The sequence below is a fragment of the Streptomyces sp. NPDC000151 genome, assembly GCF_040301705.1.
In the GTDB taxonomy this organism is placed as follows: Bacteria; Actinomycetota; Actinomycetes; order Streptomycetales; family Streptomycetaceae; genus Streptomyces.
Genome location: NZ_JBEPFC010000054.1, coordinates 14,838 through 35,711 on the forward strand (window position 1 = coordinate 14,838; position 20,874 = coordinate 35,711).

Consider the following 20,874-nt stretch of genomic DNA (forward strand, 5'->3'; position numbering starts at 1 on the left):
ACGAAAGCAGGGAGGGTCAGAGGTGGCGGCGGCGTCCGGCCGCCTGGCGGTCGTACTCCTCGCGGGCGAGCAGCGCCGCCTCACGCGTCGCGGTCTCGGCAACGGGAACATCCCACCAGGCTTGGGCCGCGGGCGCGCCCGGCACAGTGTCGGCCGTTTCGGTCTCGACATAGACACATGTGGGGCGGTCCGAGGCGCGGGCCGCGGCGAGCGCGGAGCGCAGCTCGGCGACGGTCGCGGCGCGGATCACGTCCATGCCCAGCGAGGCCGCGTTCGCCGCCAGGTCCACCGGCAGCGGCTCGCCGGTGTACGTGCCGTCCTTGGCGCGGAAGCGGTAGGCCGTGCCGAAGCGCTCGGCGCCGGTCTCCTCGGAGAGGCCGCCGATGGAGGCGTAGCCGTGGTTCTGGATGAGGACCACGTTGATGTTGATGCCTTCCTGGACCGCCGTGACGATCTCGGTGGGCATCATCAGATACGTGCCGTCGCCGACCAACGCCCACACCGGGCGGTCGGGGGCGGCCATCCGGACGCCGATCGCGGCCGGGATCTCGTACCCCATGCAGGAGTAGCCGTACTCCAGGTGGTACTGGCGGCGGGACCGGGCGCGCCACAGTTTGTGCAGGTCACCGGGGAGCGAGCCGGCCGCGTTGATGATCACGTCGTCGTCGCCGACAGTCGCGTCCAGCAGTCCGAGCAGCTGCGTCTGGCTGGGCCGCGCGTCCTCGCCGCCGGTCTCGTACGCGGCGTCGACCAGCCGCTCCCACTCGGCCTTCGCCGCGCCGTACGCCTCTTCGTACGCCGTCGTCACCCGGTGCCCGCCGAGCTCGCGGGTCAGCGCCTCCAGGCCCGCGCGGGCGTCGGCGATCAGGGAGAGCGCGCCGAGCTTGTGGGAGTCGAACGAGGCGATGTTGAGGTTGACGAAGCGCACGCCGGGGCGGGCGAAGAGGGTCGCGGAGGCGGTGGTGAAGTCGGTGTAGCGGGTGCCGACGCCGATGATCAGGTCCGCCTCGCGGGCCAGCGCGTCCGCGGTCGCGGTGCCGGTGTGGCCGATGCCGCCCACGTCGGCGGGGTGGTCGTACCGCAGCGAGCCCTTGCCGGCCTGGGTGGAGGCGACCGGGATGCCGGTGGCCTCGGCGAAGGCGCGCAGCGCCGCCTCGGCCTCGGAGTGGTGGACGCCGCCGCCCGCGACGAGCAGCGGGGTCTCGGCGGAGCGGATGGCGCGCACGGCCTCGGCGAGCGCGCCGGCGTCCGGCTGCGGCCGGGTGACGTGCCAGACCCGGTCGGCGAAGAACTCCTCGGGCCAGTCGAACGCCTCGGCCTGCACGTCCTGCGGCAGCGCGAGGGTGACGGCGCCGGTCTCGACCGGGTCGGCCAGCACCCGCATGGCCTGCAGGGCCGCCGGGATCAGCGCCTCGGGACGGGTGACCCGGTCGAAGTAGCGGGAGACCGGACGCAGCGCGTCGTTGACCGAGACATCGCCCGCGTACGGGACTTCGAGCTGCTGGAGCACCGGCTCGGCCGGGCGGGTGGCGAAGGTGTCGCCGGGCAGCAGCAGGACCGGGAGGCGGTTGACCGTGGCCAGGGCGGCGCCGGTGACGAGGTTGGTGGCGCCGGGGCCGATGGAGGTTGTGACGGCCTGCGCGGAGAGCCGGTCGGACTGGCGGGCGTATCCGACGGCGGCGTGCACCATGGCCTGCTCGTTACGGCCCTGGAGGTAGGGCATCCCCGGCGACTCGGGGGCGGCCCCCCGCTCGTATGCCGCGGGCTGCGACTCCAGCAGCGCCTGGCCGAGCCCCGCGACGTTGCCGTGGCCGAAGATGCCCCAGGTCGCGGCGATGAGACGGTGCCGTACGCCGTCCCGCTCGGTGTACTGGTGCGCGAGGAATTCGACCAGGGCCTGCGCGACCGTCAGGCGGCGCGTCGTGGGGGCGGTCATCGGGCTTCTCCTGCCGGTGCGCTGTAGAGGGGGAGGCGGGGGTCGACGGGCTGCTCCGGCCACGTACCGCGGATCCAGCCGTGGTCCGGGTGGTCGCAGATCAGCCATTCACGGGCCTCGCCGGGGCCCGCCATGACGTTGAGGTAGTACATGTCGTGGCCGGGCGCGGCGATGGACGGGCCGTGCCAGCCGTCGGGGATGAGGACGACGTCGCCGCTGCGGACCTCGGCCAGCACGTCGGTGTTCTGACCGTGGCCGGAGGGGCTCACGCGCTGGTACCCCAGGCCGGGCTTGCCGTTCGCGTCGGCGATCTCGAAGTAGTAGATCTCCTCCAGCTCGGACTCCTCGCCGGGGCGGCACTCGTCGTGCTTGTGCGGCGGATACGAGGACCAGTTGCCGCCCGGGGTGAGCACCTCGACGGCGATGAGCTTGTCGCAGTCGAAGACGCCCGCCGCGCCGAAGTTGTTGACCTGGCGCGAGCAGTTGCCCGTGCCGCGCAGCTCGACGGGGACGGACGAGGCCGGGCCGTAACGGGCGGGGAGGCGCTGCGAACAGCGGGCGCCGGTGAGCGCGAAGCGGCCGCCGGACTCGCTGGCGATGCTCACGTGCGCGTCGCGCGGGACGTACGCGAAGTCCGTGACGCCGCTGAACACGCTGTCCCGGCCGGTCAGTATGAACTCCTCGCCGGAGTCGGCCGCCACCGTGCAACCGCCGTTCAGCGGCAGCACGATCCACTCGCTCTCGCCGGTGGCGAAGGACTGGTGACCGCCGGGCGGCAGCTCCAGGACGCGGAGGGAGGAGTGGCCCCAGCCGGCGTTCTTGGGGTGGATGTCGAGGGCGTACGGGCCGTCGGCGGCGGTGCCGGCCGGGCGGTGGAAGGTGGATTCGGCGTTCATGACGTCAAGTCTCCTACTGATCACTGACAGCGACGGCTGCCTGTGGACAACTTCGGCTACAGAAGGCTGACGGCGGTATCCACAGCCCCCGCCACATCCCCGTCCACGGGGTAGAGCAGCGAGCGCCCGGCGACCAGCCCCTGCACGGTCGGCAGGTGCAGGGCCTTGCGCCACTTCTCGTACGTCGCGTCCTGGTCGGTGGCCGAGATGTCGCCGCCGAGCAGCACCGTCGGCAGCGTGGAGGTCTCGCAGACCTGCGCCATGTCGTCGGGGTCCTCGGTGACCGGCAGCTTGAGCCAGGTGTACGCGGAAGTGCCGCCGAGCCCGGAGGCGATGGCGACGGACTTGGTCACCGCCTCGGCGCTCAGGTCGTTCCGCACCTTGCCGTCGACCCGGCGGGAGATGAACGGCTCGACGAAGAGGGGAAGTTCCCGCTCGGCCATGGCGTCGATGGCGCGCGCCGTGGACTCCATGGTGTCCAGCGACCCGGCGTCGTCGTAGTCGATGCGCAGCAGCAGCTTGCCGCAGTCGAAGCGGAGCCGGGCGATGTCCTGCGGGCGGTGGCCGGTGAAGCGGTCGTCCATCTCGAAGGACGCGCCGGCGATGCCGCCGCGGTTCATCGAACCCATCACGACCTTGTTCTCCAGCGCCCCCATGAGGAGCAGGTCCTCCAGGATGTCGGCGGTGGCGAGCACGCCGTCGACGCCGGGCCGTGACAGCGCGAGCGAGAGCCGTTGCAGCAGGTCGAAGCGGTCCGCCATGGCCAGCTTGTGGTCGCCGACGGCCAGCGCGCCGCGCGCGGGGTGGTCGGCGGCGACGATCATCAGCCGGCCGCTGTCGCCGATGAGGGGGCGGCGGGTGCGGCGGGCCGCGGCTTCCGCGACGGCTTCGGGGTGCCGGGCTCGCAGCCGCACGAGGTCGGAGAGCGGTGTGGTCAAGGCGTAACTCACCTTCTTGAGCGCCCGCGATGTCCACGCGGGCGGTGTGCGGCGGTGGTCTCAGCGCTCCGCGAGGAACGCTCTCAGCGCTCCGTAAGGAACGCTCTCAGCGCTCCGCGAGGAACGCTTCGACCTCGGTGGCGGTCGGCATGGCCGAGGAGCAGGCCAGGCGGCCGGCGACGATGGCGCCGGCCGCGTTGGCGTACCGCATCATCGGCTCCAGCTCCCAGCCGGAGAGCAGGCCGTGCACGAGGGCGCCGCCGAACGAGTCACCCGCACCGAGGCCGTTGACGACCTCGACCGGGGTGGGCGGGACCTCGGCCGTGCGGCCGTCGCGGTGCACGGCGAGCACGCCCTTGGGGCCCTGCTTGATGACGGCCAGCTCGACGCCCCTGTCCAGCAGCGCCTGGGCGCACGCCTTCGGGTCGCGCAGGCCGGTGGCGACCTCGGCCTCGTCGACGTTGCCGACCGCGACGGTGGCGTGCGCCAGCGCCGCTTCGTAGTACGGACGTGCGTTGGCCATCGCCTGCGGGCCGGTCGCGCCGCCGTCCCCGGAGGCGCCGCCCTGGCCGCCCCAGAACATCGGCCGCCAGTCCAGGTCGAAGACGGTGGTGCCGGACTTGCCGCGCGCCTCCAGGGCCGCCAGCGTCGCGGAGCGGCTGGGCTCCTCGCACAGGCCGGTGCCGGTGATCCAGAAGACCTTGGCGGCCCGGATCGCGTCCTGGTCCAGCTCCTCGGGGCGGATGACCAGGTCAGGGGCCTTGGGACGGCGGTAGAAGTACAGCGGGAAGTCGTCCGGCGGGAAGATCTCGCAGAAGGTGACCGGGGTCGGGTACTGCGCGACGGGGGTCACCCAGCGGTCGTCCACGCCGAAGTCGCGGAGCGCGTTGTGGATGTACGTGCCGAAGGGGTCGGCACCGGTGCGGCTGATCACCGCGGTGCGGCGGCCCTGCCGGGCGGCGGCGACCGCCACGTTGGTGGCCGAGCCGCCCAGGAACTTGCCGAACGTCTCCACGTCGGCCAGCGAAACGCCGGTCTGCAGCGGGTAGATGTCCACCCCGATGCGGCCCATGGTGATCAGGTCAAAGCGGCCGGTGTCGATCGGCTCGGTCATGTGCGCCCCTTCGGTTCGGCCGGTGCCGGCGGTGTGGCCCCGGCCAGGTCGGCTACGACCACAGGTCTAACGGGGCGGCTCACACCCTGTCAACAGTTTGTCCTTACATTCTGACGTCGACGATGCGATGATGGCCGAGTCATGGCCGAGTCGCCGCGGGTTACAAAGTCCTTAAGTCCTTATGTCAGGACGAAGTCTTGACAGGCCCGGCAGGCCGATGAAGGCTGAGCGCACCACCACCCCACCCCGTCCCTTCCCGGTCACCGCCGACCGGTGAGAGGAGAGCCGCACCATGCCCGTACCCAGCGCAGACGTGCCCCGTCTGGACCGGCTCCGCGTCGGATCGGCACCCGATTCCTGGGGCGTCTGGTTCCCCGAGGACGACCAGCAGGTCCCTTGGGAACGCTTCCTGGACGAGGTCAGCGAGGCCGGTTACGAGTGGATCGAACTGGGACCTTACGGATACCTCCCCACCGACCCTGCCGTACTGCACGGCGAGATCGCCAAGCGTGACCTGAAGGTGTCGGCCGGCACGATCTTCACCTCGATGCACCGCGGCCCCGAGAACTGGGACGCGACCTGGCAACACGTCAGCGAGGTCGCCACGCTGACCAAGGCGATGGACGCCGGACACCTTGTCGTCATCCCGTCCTTCTGGCGCGACGACAAGACCGCCGAGCTCATCGAGCCGAGCGAGCTGACCACCGAGCAGTGGAAGCACCTCACCGGCGGCATGGAGCGGCTGGCGAAGCAGGTACGCGACGAGTTCGGCCTGGACATCGTCGTGCACCCGCACGCCGACACCCACATCGACACCGAGGAGCACGTCGAGCGCTTCCTCGACGGCACCGACTCCTCGCTGGTCAACCTCTGCCTGGACACCGGCCACTACGCCTACTGCGGCGGCGACAGCGTCAAGCTGATCAAGACCTACGGCGAGCGGATCGGCTACCTCCACCTCAAGCAGGTCGACCCCGACATCCTCGCCGACGTGCAGAGCAACGGCACCCCCTTCGGGCCCGCCGTCAAGCAGGGCGTGATGTGCGAGCCGCCGCTCGGCGTGCCGGCCCTGCCGCCGGTCCTGGAGGCCGCGCAGGCCCTGGACGTGGACCTCTTCGCCATCGTCGAGCAGGACATGTACCCCTGCCCGCCCACCCGGCCGTACCCGATCGCCGAGCGCACCCGCCGCTTCCTGCGCTCCTGCGGCGCGTAACCCCCCACTCCCCCACCCCGTACCGAAACGAGGAGCACGAACCATGACGCAGCACGGAACGCTCGGGGTCGCGGTCATCGGCACCGGCCGGATGGGCTCGGACCACGTACGCCGCCTCGAGCACATCATCAGCGGCGCGCGGGTCGCCGCCGTGGTGGACATCGACGCCGACCGCGTGAAGACCATCGCCGACGGCATCGAAGGCTGTACCCCCTACACCGACCCGGCCGCCGCGATGGACGACCCGGCGGTCGACGCCGTACTGATCGCCTCCCCCGGCCCGGCCCACGAGGCCACGCTGCTCGCCGCCTTCGAGCGGGACCTGCCGGTGCTGTGCGAGAAGCCGCTCACCCCGGACGCGGCCTCCGCGCTGCGCGTCCTGGAAGCCGAGCAGAAGCTGGGCCACCGCCGCGTACAGGTCGGCTTCATGCGCCGCTACGACGCCGACTACATGAAGCTCAAGGCCCAGCTGGACCAGGGCGCCTTCGGCCGTCCCCTGATGCTGCACAACAAGCACCGCAACCCCGCCTGCCCGCCCGGCTTCACCAACGCGATGATGATCAACGACTCGGCCGTGCACGAGATCGACGTCACCCGCTGGCTGCTGGACGAGGAGATCACCTCCGTACGCGTGCTGTTCCCGAACGCCACCGGGAAGGCCCCCGAAGGCCTGAACGACCCGCAGCTGATCCTCTTCGAGACCGCTTCCGGCCAGATCGTGGACACCGAACTGTTCGTCAACTGCGGCTTCGGCTACCAGGTCCAGTGCGAGGCGGTCTGCACCGACGGCACCGCCCGCATCGGGGACGACCGCGGCGTGTTCACCAACACCACGAACGGCTGGGGCGGCGCCATCGACCCCGGCTTCGAGGACCGCTTCGCCGACGCCTACGACCGCCAGGTGCAGCGCTGGGTGGACGCCACCCGCCGCGGCGAGGTCGAGGGCCCGAGCGTCTGGGACGGCTATGCCGCGGCCGCGGTCTGCGAGGCCGGCGTGCGCGCCCAGGAGACCGGCGAGCGGGTCGCGGTCGAGCTGGCCGAGCGCCCCGCCCTGTACCGCTGAGCGCTCCGGGCCCGGACTCTCCCCGGACTCCTCCCTGTACTTCGAAAGGCTCACCCTCCCGTGAAGATCGCCCTTGACCCGTACATGTTCCGGAACGTCCCGCTGCTCGAACTGCCCGCGCTCGTCGCCGAGCTGGGCTTCGAGTGGATCGAGCTGTCGCCGCGCGCGGACTTCAACCCGTTCTTCCTGCACCCGCGCGTGGACGACGGCACCGTGCAGAAGTTCCGCAAGGAGCTGACCGCGGCGGGCGTCGGCATCTCCTCCGTCCTCCCGCTGTACAAGTGGTCCTCGCCGGACGAGGACGAGCGGCAGGCCGCCGTACGGTACTGGAAGCGGGCCATCCAGATCACCGCCGACCTCGGGGTCTCCGCGATGAACTCGGAGTTCAACGGCCGTCCGGAGAAGGCCGACCGCAGCGAGGGACAGTTCTGGCGCTCCCTGGAGGAGCTGCTGCCGGTCTTCGAGCGGGAGGGCATCACGCTCGCGCTGGAGCCGCACCCGGACGACTTCATCGAGGACGGCCACGCCGCCGTCGACATGATCCGCGGCATCAACAACCCGCTGGTGTCCTTCTTGTACTGCGCGCCGCACACCTTCCACCAGGGCAACGACGCGCCGGGCATCCTGAAGCACGCGGGCGACCTGACCACCGCCGTCCATCTGGCCGACTCCTTCGACCACACCGGCTCCTCCGGGCTGCGCTACATCGTCAACCCGCCCGGCTCGGCCGTACGCATCCACCAGCACCTGGACATCGGCCAGGGCGAGGTCGACTTCGACGAGCTCTTCCGGGAGCTGGCCGCGAACGGCTTCGACGGCACGCTGGTCTCCTCGGTCTTCGCCTGGGAGGAGCGGGCGAAGGAGTCCTCCCGCTTCATGCGGGAGACGATCGGCGAGTACGTCACCCGGTACTGGAGCTGACCTCATGGCCACACCGACCAGACCGGGCACCGCCGTGCGCGAGGAGACCCCGCCCGCGGCCGGCAAGAAGGCCCAGCGCTTCATCGTCGGCATCGCTGCCATCGCCGCCATCGGCGGCGCCCTGTTCGGCTACGACACCGGAGTCGTCTCCGGCGCCCTCCCCTTCATGGAGGAGCACTTCGGCCTCACCTCCCTCGGGGAAGGCGTCATCACCAGCGCCCTGCTGATCGGCGCGGCGTTCGGCTCGCTGGCCGGCGGCCGCATGTCGGACCGGCTCGGCCGCCGCAACTCCCTGCTGTGGGCGGGCGCGGTGTTCATCGGGGGCGCGGTCGCCGTCGCGCTCGCGCCCTCGGTCGCCTTCATGGTGGTGGCGCGGTTCGTCCTCGGCCTCGCCGTGGGCAGCGCGTCCGTCATCACCCCGCTGTACCTCTCGGAGATCGCCCCGCCGCACATCCGCGGCCGGCTGGTGTCCTTCAACTCCCTGATGATCGTCAGCGGACAGCTGCTGGCGTACCTCATCAACGCGGTGCTCGCGCACTGGGAGGCGTGGCGCTGGATGCTCGGCCTGGCCGCGCTGCCCGCCGTCGCCCTCTTCATCGGCCTGTTCTTCCTGCCGGACACCCCCCGCTGGTACATGAGCAAGGGGCGTACGGAAGAAGCGGGCGCCGTCCTGCGGCGCACCCTGCCGGCCGGTGAAGTGGACGACGAGCTGGCCCGCATCGAGCAGGCCCGCGCCCTGGAGGCGGACGCCCGGCGCGGCGCCTGGGAGGAGCTGCGTACCCCTTGGGTGCGCCGCCTCCTCCTGATCGGCATCGGCCTGTCGATCGTCCAGCAGATCACCGGCGTCAACGCGGTCATCTACTTCGCGCCGAAGATCCTGCTGACCACGGGGCTGGGCACGAATGCCGCGATCACCGCGACCATCGCGGTCGGCGCGATCTCCGTGCTCGCCACGGCGATCGGCATGTCACTGATCGACAAGGTCGGCCGCCGCCCGATGCTGATCTGGGGCCTCACGGGGATGACCGTCTCCCTGGCCCTGCTCGGCGCGTCCTTCCACCTCCCGCGGTCCGCGGGCGTCAGCTACCTGGTGCTGGGCCTGATGGTGCTCTACATGGCCTTCATGCAGGCGACGCTGAACACCGGCGTGTGGCTGCTGCTCGCCGAGATGTTCCCCCTGAAGGTGCGGGGGCTGGCCATGGGCGCGGCGGTGTTCGTGATGTGGCTGGTCAACTTCGCGGTGGCGCTGCTCTTCCCGGTCCTGCTGGACGCGGCCGGCGCCGCCCTCACGTTCTGGCTCTTCGGCGTCATGTGCGTCCTGTCGCTGCTCTTCTGCAAGCGGTACGCGCCGGAGACCAAGGGCATGGCCCTGGAGGACCTCGAACACGAGCTGCGCAAAGCCGCGGTGCAGGCGTGACCAGGCGTACCGCGGGGTGAGCGGGGCCGGGCGAGGCGATCGCCCGGCCCCGCTGCGTACAAGGTGCGCTCCTTCTCCGTACAAGGTGCACTCCTTCTCCGTACGGAAACGGCCGTCCGGGGCACGTCACCGTCGTCACCGTTACGCGGGTCTTCGGTCACAGGCCCTCAACATCCTGACCCCGCCGCTCAAGGACGTCGTTGCACCGGGCACAGGGTGAGTGATCGCCACGCCGTACGCAGTTCCCCCGCGGGCTCTCTTCGGGCCGCCCTGCGTGCGGCCGAGGGAGGTGCGCAGAACATGACCGACCGGAGGCTCTGGTCGTACAAGGAGATCGCCGCACACATCCGGGTCCAGCCGGACACCGTGCGCTCCTATCGCAAGCACGGACTGCTGCCACCACCCGACCTCGTGGAGGGCGGCAAGCCGTACTGGTTCGCCGACACCGTGCGGGAATGGGTCACCCGCCGCCCGGGCCACCGCGGCCGTCGCGAGCGCGAGGACTGAGCCCCGCCGCCCACGGTCCACCGTCCGCCGTCCGCCCACGGCCCCGCACCGCCCCGGTGCGGGGCCGATCGGTCTTACCAGGGGGCCGCTGCCGTCCCCCGTACCTCCAATGACGGCTCCACGAGTTGGCGTTCGGCCGGGCGGTCCGGGTGGTCCATCCGGTCCAGCAGGCACCGCGCGGCCCGCCGCCCCACTTCGTGACTGGCGTTGTTCACGGTCGTCAGCCACAGGTGCCGGATCCGTGCGAGATAGGTGTTGTCGCAGCCGATGAGGGAGAGGTCGCGGGGCACGTCGAGGCCCAGCTCCTGCGCCGCCGAGAGCACGCCGACGGCCGCGATGTCGTTGAACGCGAAGACGGCGGTGGGGCGTTGCGCACCACCCGCGCGGCGTCCCGTACCGCCGAGCAGCCGCACGGCCGCCCGGTAACCGCCCTCCTCGGTCGCGTCGCTGGGCGCCATCAGCACCCTGTCGTCCAGCCCGTGCGCGCGCATCGCCGCTTCGTAACCGCGCCGGCGCAGCTCGCCGACGCTGCCCTGGCCCATGATGTGGGCGATTCGGCGGTGGCCGAGGCCGATGAGGTGCTCGGTGGCGAGCCGGGCGCCGCGCTCGTCGTCGTTGGCGACGGTGTCCACCCGGGGCAGCCGCGGGTCGTGGGTCCCGGCGACGACGGTGGGCAGCCGCCCGGCGGCCTCCGCGAGGGCGCCGGTGTCCGGCAGCGTGCCCACCGCGACCAGGCCGTCCACCCTCAGCTCGGCGAACGTACGGGTGAAGTCCTCCCCCGTGTGCCGGTTGAGCCGGCCGTCGGCCATCAGCATCCGCAGGCCGTGCGCGTGCAGCACGGAGTTCAGGCCGTCCAGCAGCTCGACGAACCAGGGGTTGCGCATGTCGTTGAGGAGCACGCCGACGGTGTGCGTGCGCCGCGCCACGAGGCTGCGCGCCGCGGCGTTGGGCCGGTAGTCCAGCTCCCGTACCGCTTCCAGCACGGCGGCCCGCTTGGCGTCGCTGACCTGCGGCGAACCCCGTAGCACGAGCGAGACCAGCGACTTGGAGACACCCGCGCGCTCGGCGACGCTGCGGATCGTCGGGGGCCTGGCGTCCGCGCCCTCCGCCCGTGCCGCCGACTCGTTGGACCGTTCCATAACGCGGAATCCTTCCATTCGCCGCACGAACCCGTCAACGCGCGACCACGCTCCTTCTCTCCCAAGGGTTGACACCACTATGTAAGGACATGCAGGGTTCCTGGACAGCGATTGGAGCGTTCCAAACGGCGGCCGCGTCCTCCCGACCGACGGCCGTGCCCACCACAAGGGAGTGGCAGCAATGAAGCTCGGCCTCATCGGCACCGGCCGCATCGGCGCGTTCCACGCCGAGACCCTGAAGAACGTCCCCGGCGTGCACGAGATCGTCGTCGCCGACGCGGACGCCGCCCGCGCCGCCGAACTGGCGGACAAGCTCGGCCTCCAGGCCGCCGCCACCCTCCAGGACATGTACGCGGGCGGCCTGGACGGCGTGGTGATCACCGCCGCCACCAGCGCCCACGCCACCCTCCTCCACCAGGCCCTGGACCACGGGGTCCCGGTCTTCTGCGAGAAGCCGGTGGCACTCGACGTCCCCGGCACCCTCGCCGTCGTCGAGCGCGCCGCGCACAGCCCCGTCCCCGTACAGATCGGCTTCCAGCGCCGCTTCGACGCGGGCTACAACGCCACCCGCGAGGCGCTGCGCTCCGGCGAGTTGGGCTGGCTGCACACCCTCCGCGCCTGCACCTCCGACCAGACGCCGCCGCCCGCCGCGTACATCCCCACCTCCGGCGGCCTCTTCCGCGACTGCTCGATCCACGACTTCGACATCCTGCGCTGGCTGACCGGCCGCGAGGTCGTCTCCGTCTACGCCCAGGGCGCCAACAAGGGCGACTCCTTCTTCGCCGACGGCGACGACGTGGACACCTGCGCCGCGCTGCTCCGCTTCGACGACGACACCCTCGCGACCGTCACCGCCACCCGCTACAACGGCGCGGGCCACGACGTCCGCCTGGAGGTCTGCGGCTCCAAGGGCGCCCGCTTCGTCGGCCTGGACGACCGCGCCCCGATGCCCACCGCCGAGGCCCGGCTCTCCTGGCAGCAGGCCACCCCGTACGCGACCTTCATGGAGCCCTTCCACCACGCGTACGTCACCGAGCTGACCGCCTTCACCGAGGTCGCGGCGGGCCGCGCGGAGAACCCCTGCCCGGCCGCCGACGCCCTCGAAGCGCTCTACGTCGCCGAGGCGTGCGAACGTTCCCGCCGCACCGGCGAGCCGGTCGCGATCGCCGACGTACGCGCCTGAGCCGCATCCCACCGTGCTCGGCCTGGGTCTCCTCCCCCTGCTCACCCTGGCGGTGGCCGCGCTGCTGGCGGGCTTCTCCAAGACCGCCCTCAGCGGCGTGGCCGCCGTCAGCGTGGCCCTGTTCGCCGCCGTACTCCCCGCCAAGGAGTCCACCGGCGCCCTGCTGCCCCTCCTCCTGATCGGCGACGTCATCGCCGTACGGACCTACCGCCGCCACGCCGACCGCCCGACCCTCCGCCGCCTCTTCCCCTCCGTCGCCGCGGGCGTCCTCGTGGGCGTCGCGTTCACCGCCCTCGCCGACGACGCCCTCATACGCCGCACCATCGGCGCCCTGCTGCTGACCATCACGGCCCACCACCTGTGGCAACGCCGCCCCCGAAAGCCCGCGCAGGCCCCCACCCGCCCCCGTACGGACGCGGCCGCCCTTCCCCCGTCCACCGGAACCGCCCGCCCCCGCGCCACCCTCCGTACCCCCTTCTACGGCCTCGTCGCCGGCTTCGCCACGATGGTCGCCAACGCGGGCGGCCCGGCGATGTCCCTCTACCTGCTCGCCTCAGGTCTCGGCATGCTCGGCTTCCTCGGCACGGCGGCGTGGTTCTTCTTCCTGGTGAACGCCTTCAAGCTGCCCTTCAGCGCGGGCCTCGGTCTGCTCACCTCGCACACCCTCCTGCTGGACGCGGCCCTCGTCCCCGCCCTCCTCCTCGGCGCCCACCTCGGCCGCCGCTGCGTCCACCGCCTCGACCAACCGCTCTTCACCCGCCTCACCCTCGCCCTCACCACAGCCGCGGCCCTCAACCTGCTCCGCTGAACGGGCGGCCAGGCGCCGCACCACCAGGTGCTGGACCAGGGCCGTCACGCCGCAGACCACCGCGGAGAGGCCGAGGCTCAGGGCGAGGGCGGGGATCAGGGAGCTGGTGGCCGTGACGCCGAGGTAGCCGATGCCGACCGAGTACGCGGCCCAGAGGGTCTCGGCGATCGCGCACCCGAGGAGGTAACGCCGCACGGGGTACCGGACCACTCCGGTGGCGAGCGCCGCGGCGACCCGCCCCGCCGGGAGGAAGCGGACGCCCGCCACGAAGGGCACGCCGTACCGGTCGATCAACAGGCTCGTACGCTCAAGGAACACCCGGCGCCGCGCGCGGCGGCCCATCCAGCGCCGCGCCGGTCCTCCGAATCTTCGTGCCGCCAAGTGCAGCGCCAGGTCACCCATGACCGCGCTCCCGGCGACGGTCAGGAGGACGAGGGCCAGGTGGAGGGTGCCGTGGGCGGCGAGGACGCCGGCCCAGGCGAGCAGGGCGGCGTTGGGCACCAGGGGTGGCGCGGTGGTCAGTGCCAGCAGTCCGTACATGGCGAGCGCGTTCACGGCGGCCCCGATCCCTCGGCACGGCGTTCCCCGTGCTCTTCCAGGCTGACCCCATACCGGCGACATGGCCAATTCCGTAGGGTTCGGGGGGATTTTTCGGCGCGGCGCGGGATACCCGCGGGATGCCCGTGCATTCATACCCCCTAGGGGTATACAGTGGAACACAGAAACACAGCACACCAACCGTCACCCCGGCACGAGGAGAATCCCATGTCCGCACCGGCCGACCAGCCCGTCACCACCACCTACAAGGTCACCGGCATGACCTGCGGTCACTGTGAGGGCGCCGTGCAGCAGGAGATCACGGAGATCGCCGGCGTCAGCTCGGTCGAGGCGACCGCCGCGACCGGGCTCGTCACCGTCGTCTCGCAGGCCCCGCTCGACGAGGAGGCCGTGCGCGCCGCCGTCGACGAGGCCGGCTACGAGCTCGCGGGTCAGGCCTGACCCCCATGCCGGACACTGACGTGCAGGCGCGGGTCGAGCTCGCCATCGGCGGCATGACCTGCGCCTCGTGCGCCGCGCGCGTGGAGAAGAAGCTCAACCGCATGGAGGGCGTCACCGCCACCGTCAATTACGCGACGGAGAAGGCGCGGGTCGCCTACGCGCCGGGGGTCGAGGTCGCCGACCTCATCGCCACGGTGGAGCGGACCGGGTACACGGCGCACGAGCCGCAGCCCGAGCCGGAGCCGGCCGCCCCCGCGCCGGGCGCGCACGAGGAGAAGGAAGCCGGGACCCAGGAGGGGCCGGACAGCGCCCTGGCGGGTCTGCGGCAGCGGCTGATCGTCTCGGCCGTGCTCGCCGCGCCCGTGATCGCGCTGTCGATGATCCCCGTACTGCAGTTCGACAACTGGCAGTGGCTGTGCCTGACGCTGGCCGCGCCGGTCGTCGTCTGGGGCGCGTACCCCTTCCACCGGGCGGCCTGGACGAACCTGCGGCACGGCGCCGCCACGATGGACACGCTGGTCTCCCTCGGCACGCTGGCCGCGTTCGGCTGGTCGCTGTGGGCGCTGTTCTTCGGGCACGCCGGGATGCCGGGGATGCGGCACGGCTTCGACCTGACGGCCCGGCACGGGGACGGCTCGTCCGCGATCTACCTGGAGGCGGCGGCCGGCGTCACCGCGTTCCTGCTGCTCGGGCGCTATCTGGAGGCCCGTTCCAAGCGGAAGGCGGGCGCGGCGCTGCGGGCGCTGATGGACCTGGGCGCCAAGGATGTGACCGTCCTGCGGGACGGCCGGGAGGTACGGGAGCCGGTGGACCGGCTGACCGTCGGCGACCGGTTCGTCGTACGGCCCGGCGAGAAGATCGCCACCGACGGGACGGTGGTGGACGGCACCTCGGCCGTGGACGCCTCGATGCTCACCGGCGAGTCCGTACCGGTCGACGTGGCACCCGGCGACGCGGTGACCGGCGCGACCGTGAACACCGCGGGGCGGCTCGTCGTGGAGGCCACCCGTATCGGGGCGGACACCCGGCTCGCGCGGATGGCGCAGCTCGTGGAGGACGCGCAGAGCGGCAAGGCCGAGGCACAGCGGCTCGCGGACCGGATCTCGGCCGTCTTCGTGCCGGTGGTGCTGGTGATCGCCCTCGCCACGCTCGTCGTCCGGCTGCTGGTGACCGGCGACGCCACCGCCGCGTTCACCGCCGCGGTCGCCGTCCTGATCATCGCCTGCCCGTGCGCGCTGGGGCTGGCCACGCCGACCGCGCTGATGGTCGGTACGGGCCGGGGCGCCCAGCTCGGCATCCTGATCAAGGGCCCCGAGGTACTGGAGTCCACGCGCCGGGTCGACACGGTCGTCCTGGACAAGACCGGCACGGTCACCACCGGGCGGATGAGCCTGTACGAGGCGGTCCCGGCGGCCGACACGGACGAGAAGACCCTGCTGCGCCTCGCCGGCGCCCTGGAGCACGCCTCGGAGCACCCGGTGGCCCGGGCGATCGCGGAGGGCGCGCAGGAGCGCGTGGGAGAGCTTCCCGCGGTCGCACGCTTCGAGAGCGTGGCGGGCCTGGGCGTACGCGGCACGGTGGACGGCCACGAGGTCGTCGTGGGCCGCGAACGCCTGCTGTCCGCCGCGGCCACTCCGGCCAGCTCAGTCGCCGAGGACGGCGCCGCGCTCCCCGCCGAGCTCGCCGCCGCCCGGGAGCACGCCGAGGCCGCGGGCCGTACGGCCGTCCTGGTCGCCTGGGACGGGCGGGTGCGCGGCGTGCTGTCCGTCGCCGACACCGTGAAGGACGGCAGTACGGAGGCGGTCGCGCGGCTGCGGTCGCTCGGGCTGACCCCCGTACTGCTCACCGGCGACAACAAGGCCGTCGCGGCGAGCGTCGCCCGCGAGGTCGGCATCGACCCCGACCAGGTCTTCGCCGAGGTCATGCCGGAGGACAAGGTCGCGGTGGTACAGCGGCTGCAGGAGCGGGGCCGGACGGTCGCGATGGTAGGGGACGGCGTGAACGACGCCGCCGCGCTCGCCAGGGCCGACCTGGGCCTGGCCATCGGTACCGGTACGGATGCGGCCATCGAGGCCGCCGACCTCACCCTCGTACGGGGGGACCTCCGGGTCGCGGCGGACGCCATCCGGCTCTCCCGGCGCACCCTCGGAACGATCAAGGGCAATCTGTTCTGGGCGTTCGGCTACAACGTCGCGGCGATCCCGCTCGCGGTGGCCGGGCTGCTCGACCCGATGATCGCGGGGGCGGCGATGGCGTTCTCGTCGGTCTTCGTGGTGACGAACAGCCTGCGGCTGCGGTCCTTCACGTAGGAGACTTCGTGGGGTAGCACGCAGGAGACTTCGTGGGGCAGGCGGCCGTGTCGCGGAAGGGAGCTCCCGGAAAGCGCGCAGGGTCCCGGGAGTTCCCGTTCTTCGCACAGTAACTGGGTGGGGTTCTTCACCTGATTGGGGACCTTCACACAGTTCTCACAACCCGCACCGTACCCATACACTGGGGCCCCGATCTCCTGATCGGGGCTCTTGACCGTATTCGCCCGATATGGCAAGAGACCCAGATCACAGAGGTTCGGACGTAACCATTCGAGGGGGTCGTGAGTCTAACCGTGCAGTACAAGCACCCCGGCGGGGCTTGTACCGACAACCGGACCGGTCTTGGGGGACTTCGTCCGGTTATGCGTGGCCGGGGCGACGTGCCCGGGGAGCTTTGAGCGGCCCTCCCGTACGTGCGCGTCCCGGCAGCTCGCGCAGCAGTAGAGCAGGGTGCCCTCAATGGACGCCCGGACGGATCCCGTGGGGGGAATCCGACCCGGGAAAGGGAAGCGCCCCCCGCTCCGGACCCGTGGGGGGATCTGGAGCGAGGGGCGCTTTTCGCTTTCCGCCGGCCCGCATCGCGGGCCGGCGGACGGCAAGCCTGGTGTCAGCGCTGCTCGACCGGCACGAAGTCGCGCTCGACCACGCCGGTGTAGATCTGGCGCGGACGGCCGATGCGGGAGCCGGGCTCCTTGATCATCTCGTGCCACTGGGCGATCCAGCCGGGCAGCCGGCCGAGCGCGAAGAGCACGGTGAACATCTCGGACGGGAAGCCCATGGCCCGGTAGATCAGGCCGGTGTAGAAGTCGACGTTCGGGTAGAGCTTGCGCTCGACGAAGTAGTCGTCGGAGAGCGCGTGCTCCTCCAGCTTCAGGGCGATGTCCAGCAGCTCGTCGGACTTGCCGAGCGCGGAGAGGACGTCGTGCGCCGCCGCCTTGATGATCTTCGCCCGGGGGTCGAAGTTCTTGTAGACGCGGTGCCCGAAGCCCATGAGCTTCACGCCGTCTTCCTTGTTCTTCACCTTGCGGATGAAGGTGTCGACGTCGCCGCCGTCGCGCTGGATGCCTTCCAGCATCTCCAGCACGGACTGGTTCGCACCGCCGTGCAGGGGGCCCCACAGCGCGTTGATGCCGGCCGAGATCGAGGCGAAGAGGTTCGCCTGCGAGGAGCCGACCAGGCGCACGGTCGAGGTCGAGCAGTTCTGCTCGTGGTCGGCGTGCAGGATCAGCAGCTTGTCCAGGGCGCTGGTGACGACCGGGTCCAGGTCGTACTCGGCGGCGGGCACCGAGAAGGTCATGCGCAGGAAGTTCTCGACGTAGCCGAGGTCGTTGCGCGGGTAGACGACCGGGTGGCCGACCGACTTCTTGTACGCGTACGCCGCGATCGTCGGCAGCTTGGCCAGCAGCCGGATGCTGGAGAGGTAGCGCTGCTGCTCGTCGAACGGGTTGTGGCTGTCCTGGTAGAACGTGGACAGCGCGCTGACGACCGAGGACAGCATCGCCATCGGGTGGGCGTCCCGCGGGAAGCCGTCGTAGAAGCGCTTGACGTCCTCGTGGAGCAGCGTGTGGTAGGTGATGTCCTCCTTGAAGGAGGACAGCTCGTCGACGGTCGGGAGCTCGCCGTTGATGAGCAGGTACGCGGTCTCAAGGAACGTGCTGCGCTCTGCGAGCTGCTCGATCGGGTAGCCGCGGTACCGGAGAATGCCCGCTTCACCGTCGAGATAGGTGACCGCGGATTTATACGCAGCGGTGTTGCCGTAACCGGAATCCAGGGTCACCAGACCGGTCTGTGCGCGCAGCTTCGAGATGTCGAAGCCCTTGTCGCCGACGCTGCTGTCGACGACCGGGTAGCTGTATTCGCCGTCCCCGTAACGCAGTACTACAGAGTTGTCGCTCACGTCATCCCTCACCGACGTTGTGCCTCTTCTTCGAGGTGCCCTGACTGCCTATACCTTCCCCCATTTGGACCTTGCCTGTGCACTCGGGGTCGGCCATAGGGCCCTAAGACGGCACTCAGTGCCGCCCAGCTGCCCATCTTGCGCCCCTTCGCCCCAATGGGGAAAGGGGTGACACCTCACATCGTGCCGCCAAGCCGGTGATCCAGCGCGGTATGCCTGCGACCCGCCGATATCGTCCGCACCGCCTGGCCCAGCGCCTTGCGCGACCCCACCAGCACCACCAATCGCTTCGCCCGGGTAACCGCCGTATAGAGAAGATTGCGCTGCAGCATCATCCACGCTCCTGTCGTGACGGGAATCACCACTGCCGGATACTCACTTCCCTGCGAACGGTGGATCGTCACGGCATACGCGTGCGCCAGCTCGTCCAGCTCGTCGAAGTCGTACGGCACCTCCTCGTCCTCGTCGGTCAGCACGGTCAGCCGCTGCTCCTCGATGTTCAGATTCGTGACCACCCCCACCGTGCCGTTGAAGACGCCGTTGCGGCCCTTCTCGTAGTTGTTCCGGATCTGGGTGACCTTGTCGCCGACGCGGAAAACCCGGCCGCCGAAGCGGCGCTCGGGGAGGTCGGGGCGGGCCGGGGTGACCGCCTGCTGGAGCAGGCCGTTCAGCGCGCCGGCGCCGGCCGGGCCGCGGTGCATCGGCGCCAGCACCTGCACGTCCCGCCGCGGGTCGAGGCCGAACTTCGCCGGGATCCGACGGGCCGCCACATCGACCGTCAGCCGCCCCGCCTCCTCGGTGTCCTCCTGCGGGAAGAGGAAGAAGTCGGGCATCCCGGTCGTGATCGGCAGCGTGCCGGCGTTGATCCGATGTGCGTTGGTCACCACTCCCGAATGCTGCGCCTGCCGGAAGATCCGGGTCAGCCGTACGGCCGGCACCGGGCTGCCGTCCGCGAGCAGGTCGCGCAGCACCTCCCCCGCCCCCACGGAGGGCAGCTGGTCCACATCGCCCACGAGGAGCAGGTGCGCGCCCGGCGGCACGGCCTTGATGAGCTTGTTGGCGAGCAGCAGGTCCAGCATCGACGCCTCGTCGACCACCACCAGGTCGGCGTCCAGCGGACGGTCCTGGTCGTACGCGGCGTCCCCGCCGGGCTTCAGCTCCAGCAGCCGGTGCACCGTGGCGGCCTCCGCGCCGGTCAGCTCGGCCAGCCGCTTGGCGGCCCGCCCGGTCGGCGCCGCCAGCAGCACCTGCGCCTTCTTGGCGCGCGCCAGCTCCACCACCGAGCGGACCGTGAAGGACTTGCCGCAGCCGGGGCCGCCGGTGAGCACCGCGACCTTCTCGGTCAGCGCCAGCTTCACCGCCGCCTCCTGCTCGGGCGCCAGCTTCGCTCCCGTACGGTCGGCGAGCCACGCCAGCGCCTTGTCCCAGGGCACGTCGTGGAAGGCCGGCATCCGGTCCTCCCCGGCCCGCAGCAGCCGCCGCAGCCGCCCGGCCAGGGACAGCTCGGCGCGGTGGAACGGGACCAGGTACACGGCCCTTATGGGCTCACCGCCCTCAGGGGCGGGGACGGTCTCCCGTACGACGCCCTCCGGGTCCTCGGCCAGCTCCGCCAGGCAGTCGATGACCAGCCCCGTGTCCACCTGGAGCAGCTTCACCGAGTCGGTGATCAGCTGCTCCTCGGGCAGAAAGCAGTGTCCCTGGTCGGTGGACTGGGACAGCGCGTACTGCAAACCGGCCTTCACCCGGTCCGGGCTGTCGTGCGGGATGCCCACCGACTGGGCGATGCGGTCCGCGGTCAGGAAGCCGATGCCCCAGACGTCGGCGGCGAGGCGGTAGGGCTGGTTCCGTACGACGGAGATGGACGCGTCGCCGTACTTCTTGTAGATCCGCACCGCGATGGAGGTGGACACTCCGACGCCCTGCAGGAAGACCATGACCTCCTTGATGGCCTTCTGCTCCTCCCAGGCCGCGCCGATCATCTTCGTCCGCTTCGGCCCGAGCCCCGGCACCTCGATGAGGCGCTTGGGGTCCTGCTCGATGACGTCGAGGGTGTCCGTGCCGAAGTGCTCGGTGATCCGGTCGGCGATCCGCGGGCCGATGCCCTTGATCAGGCCGGAGCCGAGATAGCGGCGGATGCCCTGCACCGTGGCGGGCAGCACCGTCCGGTAGTTCTCGACGGTGAACTGGCGGCCGTACTGGGGGTGAGAGCCCCAGCGGCCCTCCATGCGCAGCGACTCGCCCGGCTGGGCGCCGAGCAGCGCCCCGACGACCGTGAGCAGGTCATTGCCGCCGCGGCCGGTGTCGACGCGCGCGACGGTGTAGCCGTTGTCCTCGTTGGCGTAGGTGATCCGCTCCAGGACGCCTTCGACGACGGCCTGGCCGGGTGGGTTGTTCGGGCCTCCCCCGCGCGTTCGCTGCATGGAACCGAAGGTACCGCCGGGATCGGACATCGCCGGGGGCCTGTGGACAACCCGGCGGCGGGGCCTGTGGATTGTCCGTTGCGGGCCTGTGGGATGCCCGGCTGCGGGCCTGTG

The 20,874-nt window shown here is 71.3% G+C and carries 16 protein-coding genes and 1 pseudogene; 9 read left to right on the forward strand and 8 right to left on the reverse strand.

What is annotated here, in order from left to right:
• Nucleotides 1-16: 16 nt before the first annotated feature.
• The 4 genes from iolD to iolC all read right to left on the reverse strand — a co-directional run bounded on the left by iolD (nucleotide 17) and on the right by iolC (nucleotide 4,884).
• The gene (gene iolD / locus ABT381_RS17365) at nucleotides 17-1,936 is read right to left on the reverse strand and encodes a 3D-(3,5/4)-trihydroxycyclohexane-1,2-dione acylhydrolase (decyclizing) (RefSeq protein ID WP_351594415.1); all 1,920 of its coding nucleotides are present in this window, start codon (nucleotides 1,934-1,936) and stop codon (nucleotides 17-19) included.
• Nucleotides 1,933-2,832, reverse strand: coding sequence for a 5-deoxy-glucuronate isomerase (iolB, locus tag ABT381_RS17370; protein ID WP_351594418.1), 900 nt, complete (start codon nucleotides 2,830-2,832; stop codon nucleotides 1,933-1,935). The genes iolD and iolB overlap by 4 nt, the downstream gene beginning before the upstream one ends.
• 56 nt (nucleotides 2,833-2,888) lie before the next feature.
• Nucleotides 2,889-3,770: a Cgl0159 family (beta/alpha)8-fold protein gene (locus ABT381_RS17375; RefSeq protein WP_351594421.1), complete on the reverse strand. Its 882-nt coding sequence runs from the start codon at nucleotides 3,768-3,770 to the stop codon at nucleotides 2,889-2,891.
• 106 nt (nucleotides 3,771-3,876) lie between these two features.
• The gene (iolC, locus tag ABT381_RS17380; protein ID WP_351594424.1) at nucleotides 3,877-4,884 is read right to left on the reverse strand and encodes a 5-dehydro-2-deoxygluconokinase; all 1,008 of its coding nucleotides are present in this window, start codon (nucleotides 4,882-4,884) and stop codon (nucleotides 3,877-3,879) included.
• A gap of 292 nt (nucleotides 4,885-5,176) precedes the next feature.
• Between iolC and ABT381_RS17385 the strand changes: the two genes are divergently transcribed.
• The 5 genes from ABT381_RS17385 (at nucleotide 5,177) to ABT381_RS17405 (ending at nucleotide 10,005) form a co-directional block, all read left to right on the forward strand.
• Nucleotides 5,177-6,097 (forward strand): sugar phosphate isomerase/epimerase family protein, encoded by a 921-nt coding sequence (locus ABT381_RS17385; RefSeq protein WP_351594427.1) that lies wholly within the window; start codon nucleotides 5,177-5,179, stop codon nucleotides 6,095-6,097.
• 43 nt (nucleotides 6,098-6,140) lie between these two features.
• Entirely contained in the window at nucleotides 6,141-7,160 is a 1,020-nt protein-coding gene (locus ABT381_RS17390; RefSeq protein ID WP_351594430.1) for a Gfo/Idh/MocA family protein, read from the forward strand.
• A gap of 60 nt (nucleotides 7,161-7,220) precedes the next feature.
• Nucleotides 7,221-8,081, forward strand: coding sequence for a sugar phosphate isomerase/epimerase family protein (locus ABT381_RS17395; RefSeq protein ID WP_351594433.1), 861 nt, complete (start codon nucleotides 7,221-7,223; stop codon nucleotides 8,079-8,081).
• Between the two features lie 4 nt (nucleotides 8,082-8,085).
• Nucleotides 8,086-9,498 carry a sugar porter family MFS transporter gene (locus ABT381_RS17400; protein ID WP_351594436.1) on the forward strand — a complete coding sequence of 471 codons (1,413 nt, stop codon included), beginning with the start codon at nucleotides 8,086-8,088 and terminating at the stop codon, nucleotides 9,496-9,498.
• A gap of 300 nt (nucleotides 9,499-9,798) precedes the next feature.
• On the forward strand, nucleotides 9,799-10,005 hold the full coding sequence (locus tag ABT381_RS17405; RefSeq protein ID WP_351594439.1) for a helix-turn-helix transcriptional regulator: 207 nt from the start codon (nucleotides 9,799-9,801) through the stop codon (nucleotides 10,003-10,005).
• A gap of 74 nt (nucleotides 10,006-10,079) precedes the next feature.
• Here the strand turns inward: ABT381_RS17405 and ABT381_RS17410 are convergent, their stop codons facing one another.
• Nucleotides 10,080-11,144 carry a LacI family DNA-binding transcriptional regulator gene (locus ABT381_RS17410; protein WP_351594442.1) on the reverse strand — a complete coding sequence of 355 codons (1,065 nt, stop codon included), beginning with the start codon at nucleotides 11,142-11,144 and terminating at the stop codon, nucleotides 10,080-10,082.
• Nucleotides 11,145-11,325: 181 nt separating this feature from the next.
• Here ABT381_RS17410 and ABT381_RS17415 point away from each other — a divergent pair, with 181 nt between their 5' ends.
• Together ABT381_RS17415 and ABT381_RS17420 are read left to right on the forward strand one after the other, a co-directional pair.
• Nucleotides 11,326-12,327, forward strand: a complete 1,002-nt coding sequence (locus tag ABT381_RS17415) for a Gfo/Idh/MocA family protein (protein ID WP_351594445.1) — start codon at nucleotides 11,326-11,328, stop codon at nucleotides 12,325-12,327.
• Between the two features lie 13 nt (nucleotides 12,328-12,340).
• Nucleotides 12,341-13,135, forward strand: a complete 795-nt coding sequence (locus ABT381_RS17420; RefSeq protein ID WP_351594448.1) for a sulfite exporter TauE/SafE family protein — start codon at nucleotides 12,341-12,343, stop codon at nucleotides 13,133-13,135.
• A gap of 135 nt (nucleotides 13,136-13,270) precedes the next feature.
• Here ABT381_RS17420 and ABT381_RS17425 read toward each other — a convergent pair.
• Nucleotides 13,271-13,828, reverse strand: a pseudogene (locus tag ABT381_RS17425) (DedA family protein); the annotation flags it as partial.
• 72 nt (nucleotides 13,829-13,900) lie between these two features.
• Here ABT381_RS17425 and ABT381_RS17430 point away from each other — a divergent pair.
• Together ABT381_RS17430 and ABT381_RS17435 are read left to right on the forward strand one after the other, a co-directional pair.
• On the forward strand, nucleotides 13,901-14,134 hold the full coding sequence (locus ABT381_RS17430; RefSeq protein WP_351594451.1) for a heavy-metal-associated domain-containing protein: 234 nt from the start codon (nucleotides 13,901-13,903) through the stop codon (nucleotides 14,132-14,134).
• Nucleotides 14,135-14,139: 5 nt separating this feature from the next.
• On the forward strand, nucleotides 14,140-16,443 hold the full coding sequence (locus ABT381_RS17435) for a heavy metal translocating P-type ATPase (RefSeq protein WP_351594454.1): 2,304 nt from the start codon (nucleotides 14,140-14,142) through the stop codon (nucleotides 16,441-16,443).
• A gap of 607 nt (nucleotides 16,444-17,050) precedes the next feature.
• On the opposite strand, the gene ABT381_RS17440 is transcribed toward ABT381_RS17435, so the two are convergent.
• Both ABT381_RS17440 and recD2 read right to left on the reverse strand, forming a co-directional pair.
• The gene (locus ABT381_RS17440) at nucleotides 17,051-18,340 is read right to left on the reverse strand and encodes a citrate synthase (protein WP_351594457.1); all 1,290 of its coding nucleotides are present in this window, start codon (nucleotides 18,338-18,340) and stop codon (nucleotides 17,051-17,053) included.
• A gap of 176 nt (nucleotides 18,341-18,516) precedes the next feature.
• Nucleotides 18,517-20,760, reverse strand: a complete 2,244-nt coding sequence (recD2, locus tag ABT381_RS17445; RefSeq protein WP_351594460.1) for an SF1B family DNA helicase RecD2 — start codon at nucleotides 20,758-20,760, stop codon at nucleotides 18,517-18,519.
• Nucleotides 20,761-20,874: the final 114 nt, after the last annotated feature.

What these genes read in the sequence shown, in the direction of transcription:
- ABT381_RS17390 (WP_351594430.1), top strand. Translation starts at nt 6,141, where the DNA reads ATGACGCAGCACGGAACGCTCGGGGTCGCGGTCATCGGCACCGGCCGG.
- iolC (WP_351594424.1), bottom strand. Translation starts at nt 4,884, where the DNA reads ATGACCGAGCCGATCGACACCGGCCGCTTTGACCTGATCACCATGGGC.
- ABT381_RS17430 (WP_351594451.1), top strand. Translation starts at nt 13,901, where the DNA reads ATGTCCGCACCGGCCGACCAGCCCGTCACCACCACCTACAAGGTCACC.
- iolB (WP_351594418.1), bottom strand. Translation starts at nt 2,832, where the DNA reads ATGAACGCCGAATCCACCTTCCACCGCCCGGCCGGCACCGCCGCCGAC.
- ABT381_RS17410 (WP_351594442.1), bottom strand. Translation starts at nt 11,144, where the DNA reads ATGGAACGGTCCAACGAGTCGGCGGCACGGGCGGAGGGCGCGGACGCC.
- recD2 (WP_351594460.1), bottom strand. Translation starts at nt 20,760, where the DNA reads ATGCAGCGAACGCGCGGGGGAGGCCCGAACAACCCACCCGGCCAGGCC.
- ABT381_RS17385 (WP_351594427.1), top strand. Translation starts at nt 5,177, where the DNA reads ATGCCCGTACCCAGCGCAGACGTGCCCCGTCTGGACCGGCTCCGCGTC.
- ABT381_RS17400 (WP_351594436.1), top strand. Translation starts at nt 8,086, where the DNA reads ATGGCCACACCGACCAGACCGGGCACCGCCGTGCGCGAGGAGACCCCG.
- ABT381_RS17405 (WP_351594439.1), top strand. Translation starts at nt 9,799, where the DNA reads ATGACCGACCGGAGGCTCTGGTCGTACAAGGAGATCGCCGCACACATC.
- ABT381_RS17415 (WP_351594445.1), top strand. Translation starts at nt 11,326, where the DNA reads ATGAAGCTCGGCCTCATCGGCACCGGCCGCATCGGCGCGTTCCACGCC.
- iolD (WP_351594415.1), bottom strand. Translation starts at nt 1,936, where the DNA reads ATGACCGCCCCCACGACGCGCCGCCTGACGGTCGCGCAGGCCCTGGTC.
- ABT381_RS17435 (WP_351594454.1), top strand. Translation starts at nt 14,140, where the DNA reads ATGCCGGACACTGACGTGCAGGCGCGGGTCGAGCTCGCCATCGGCGGC.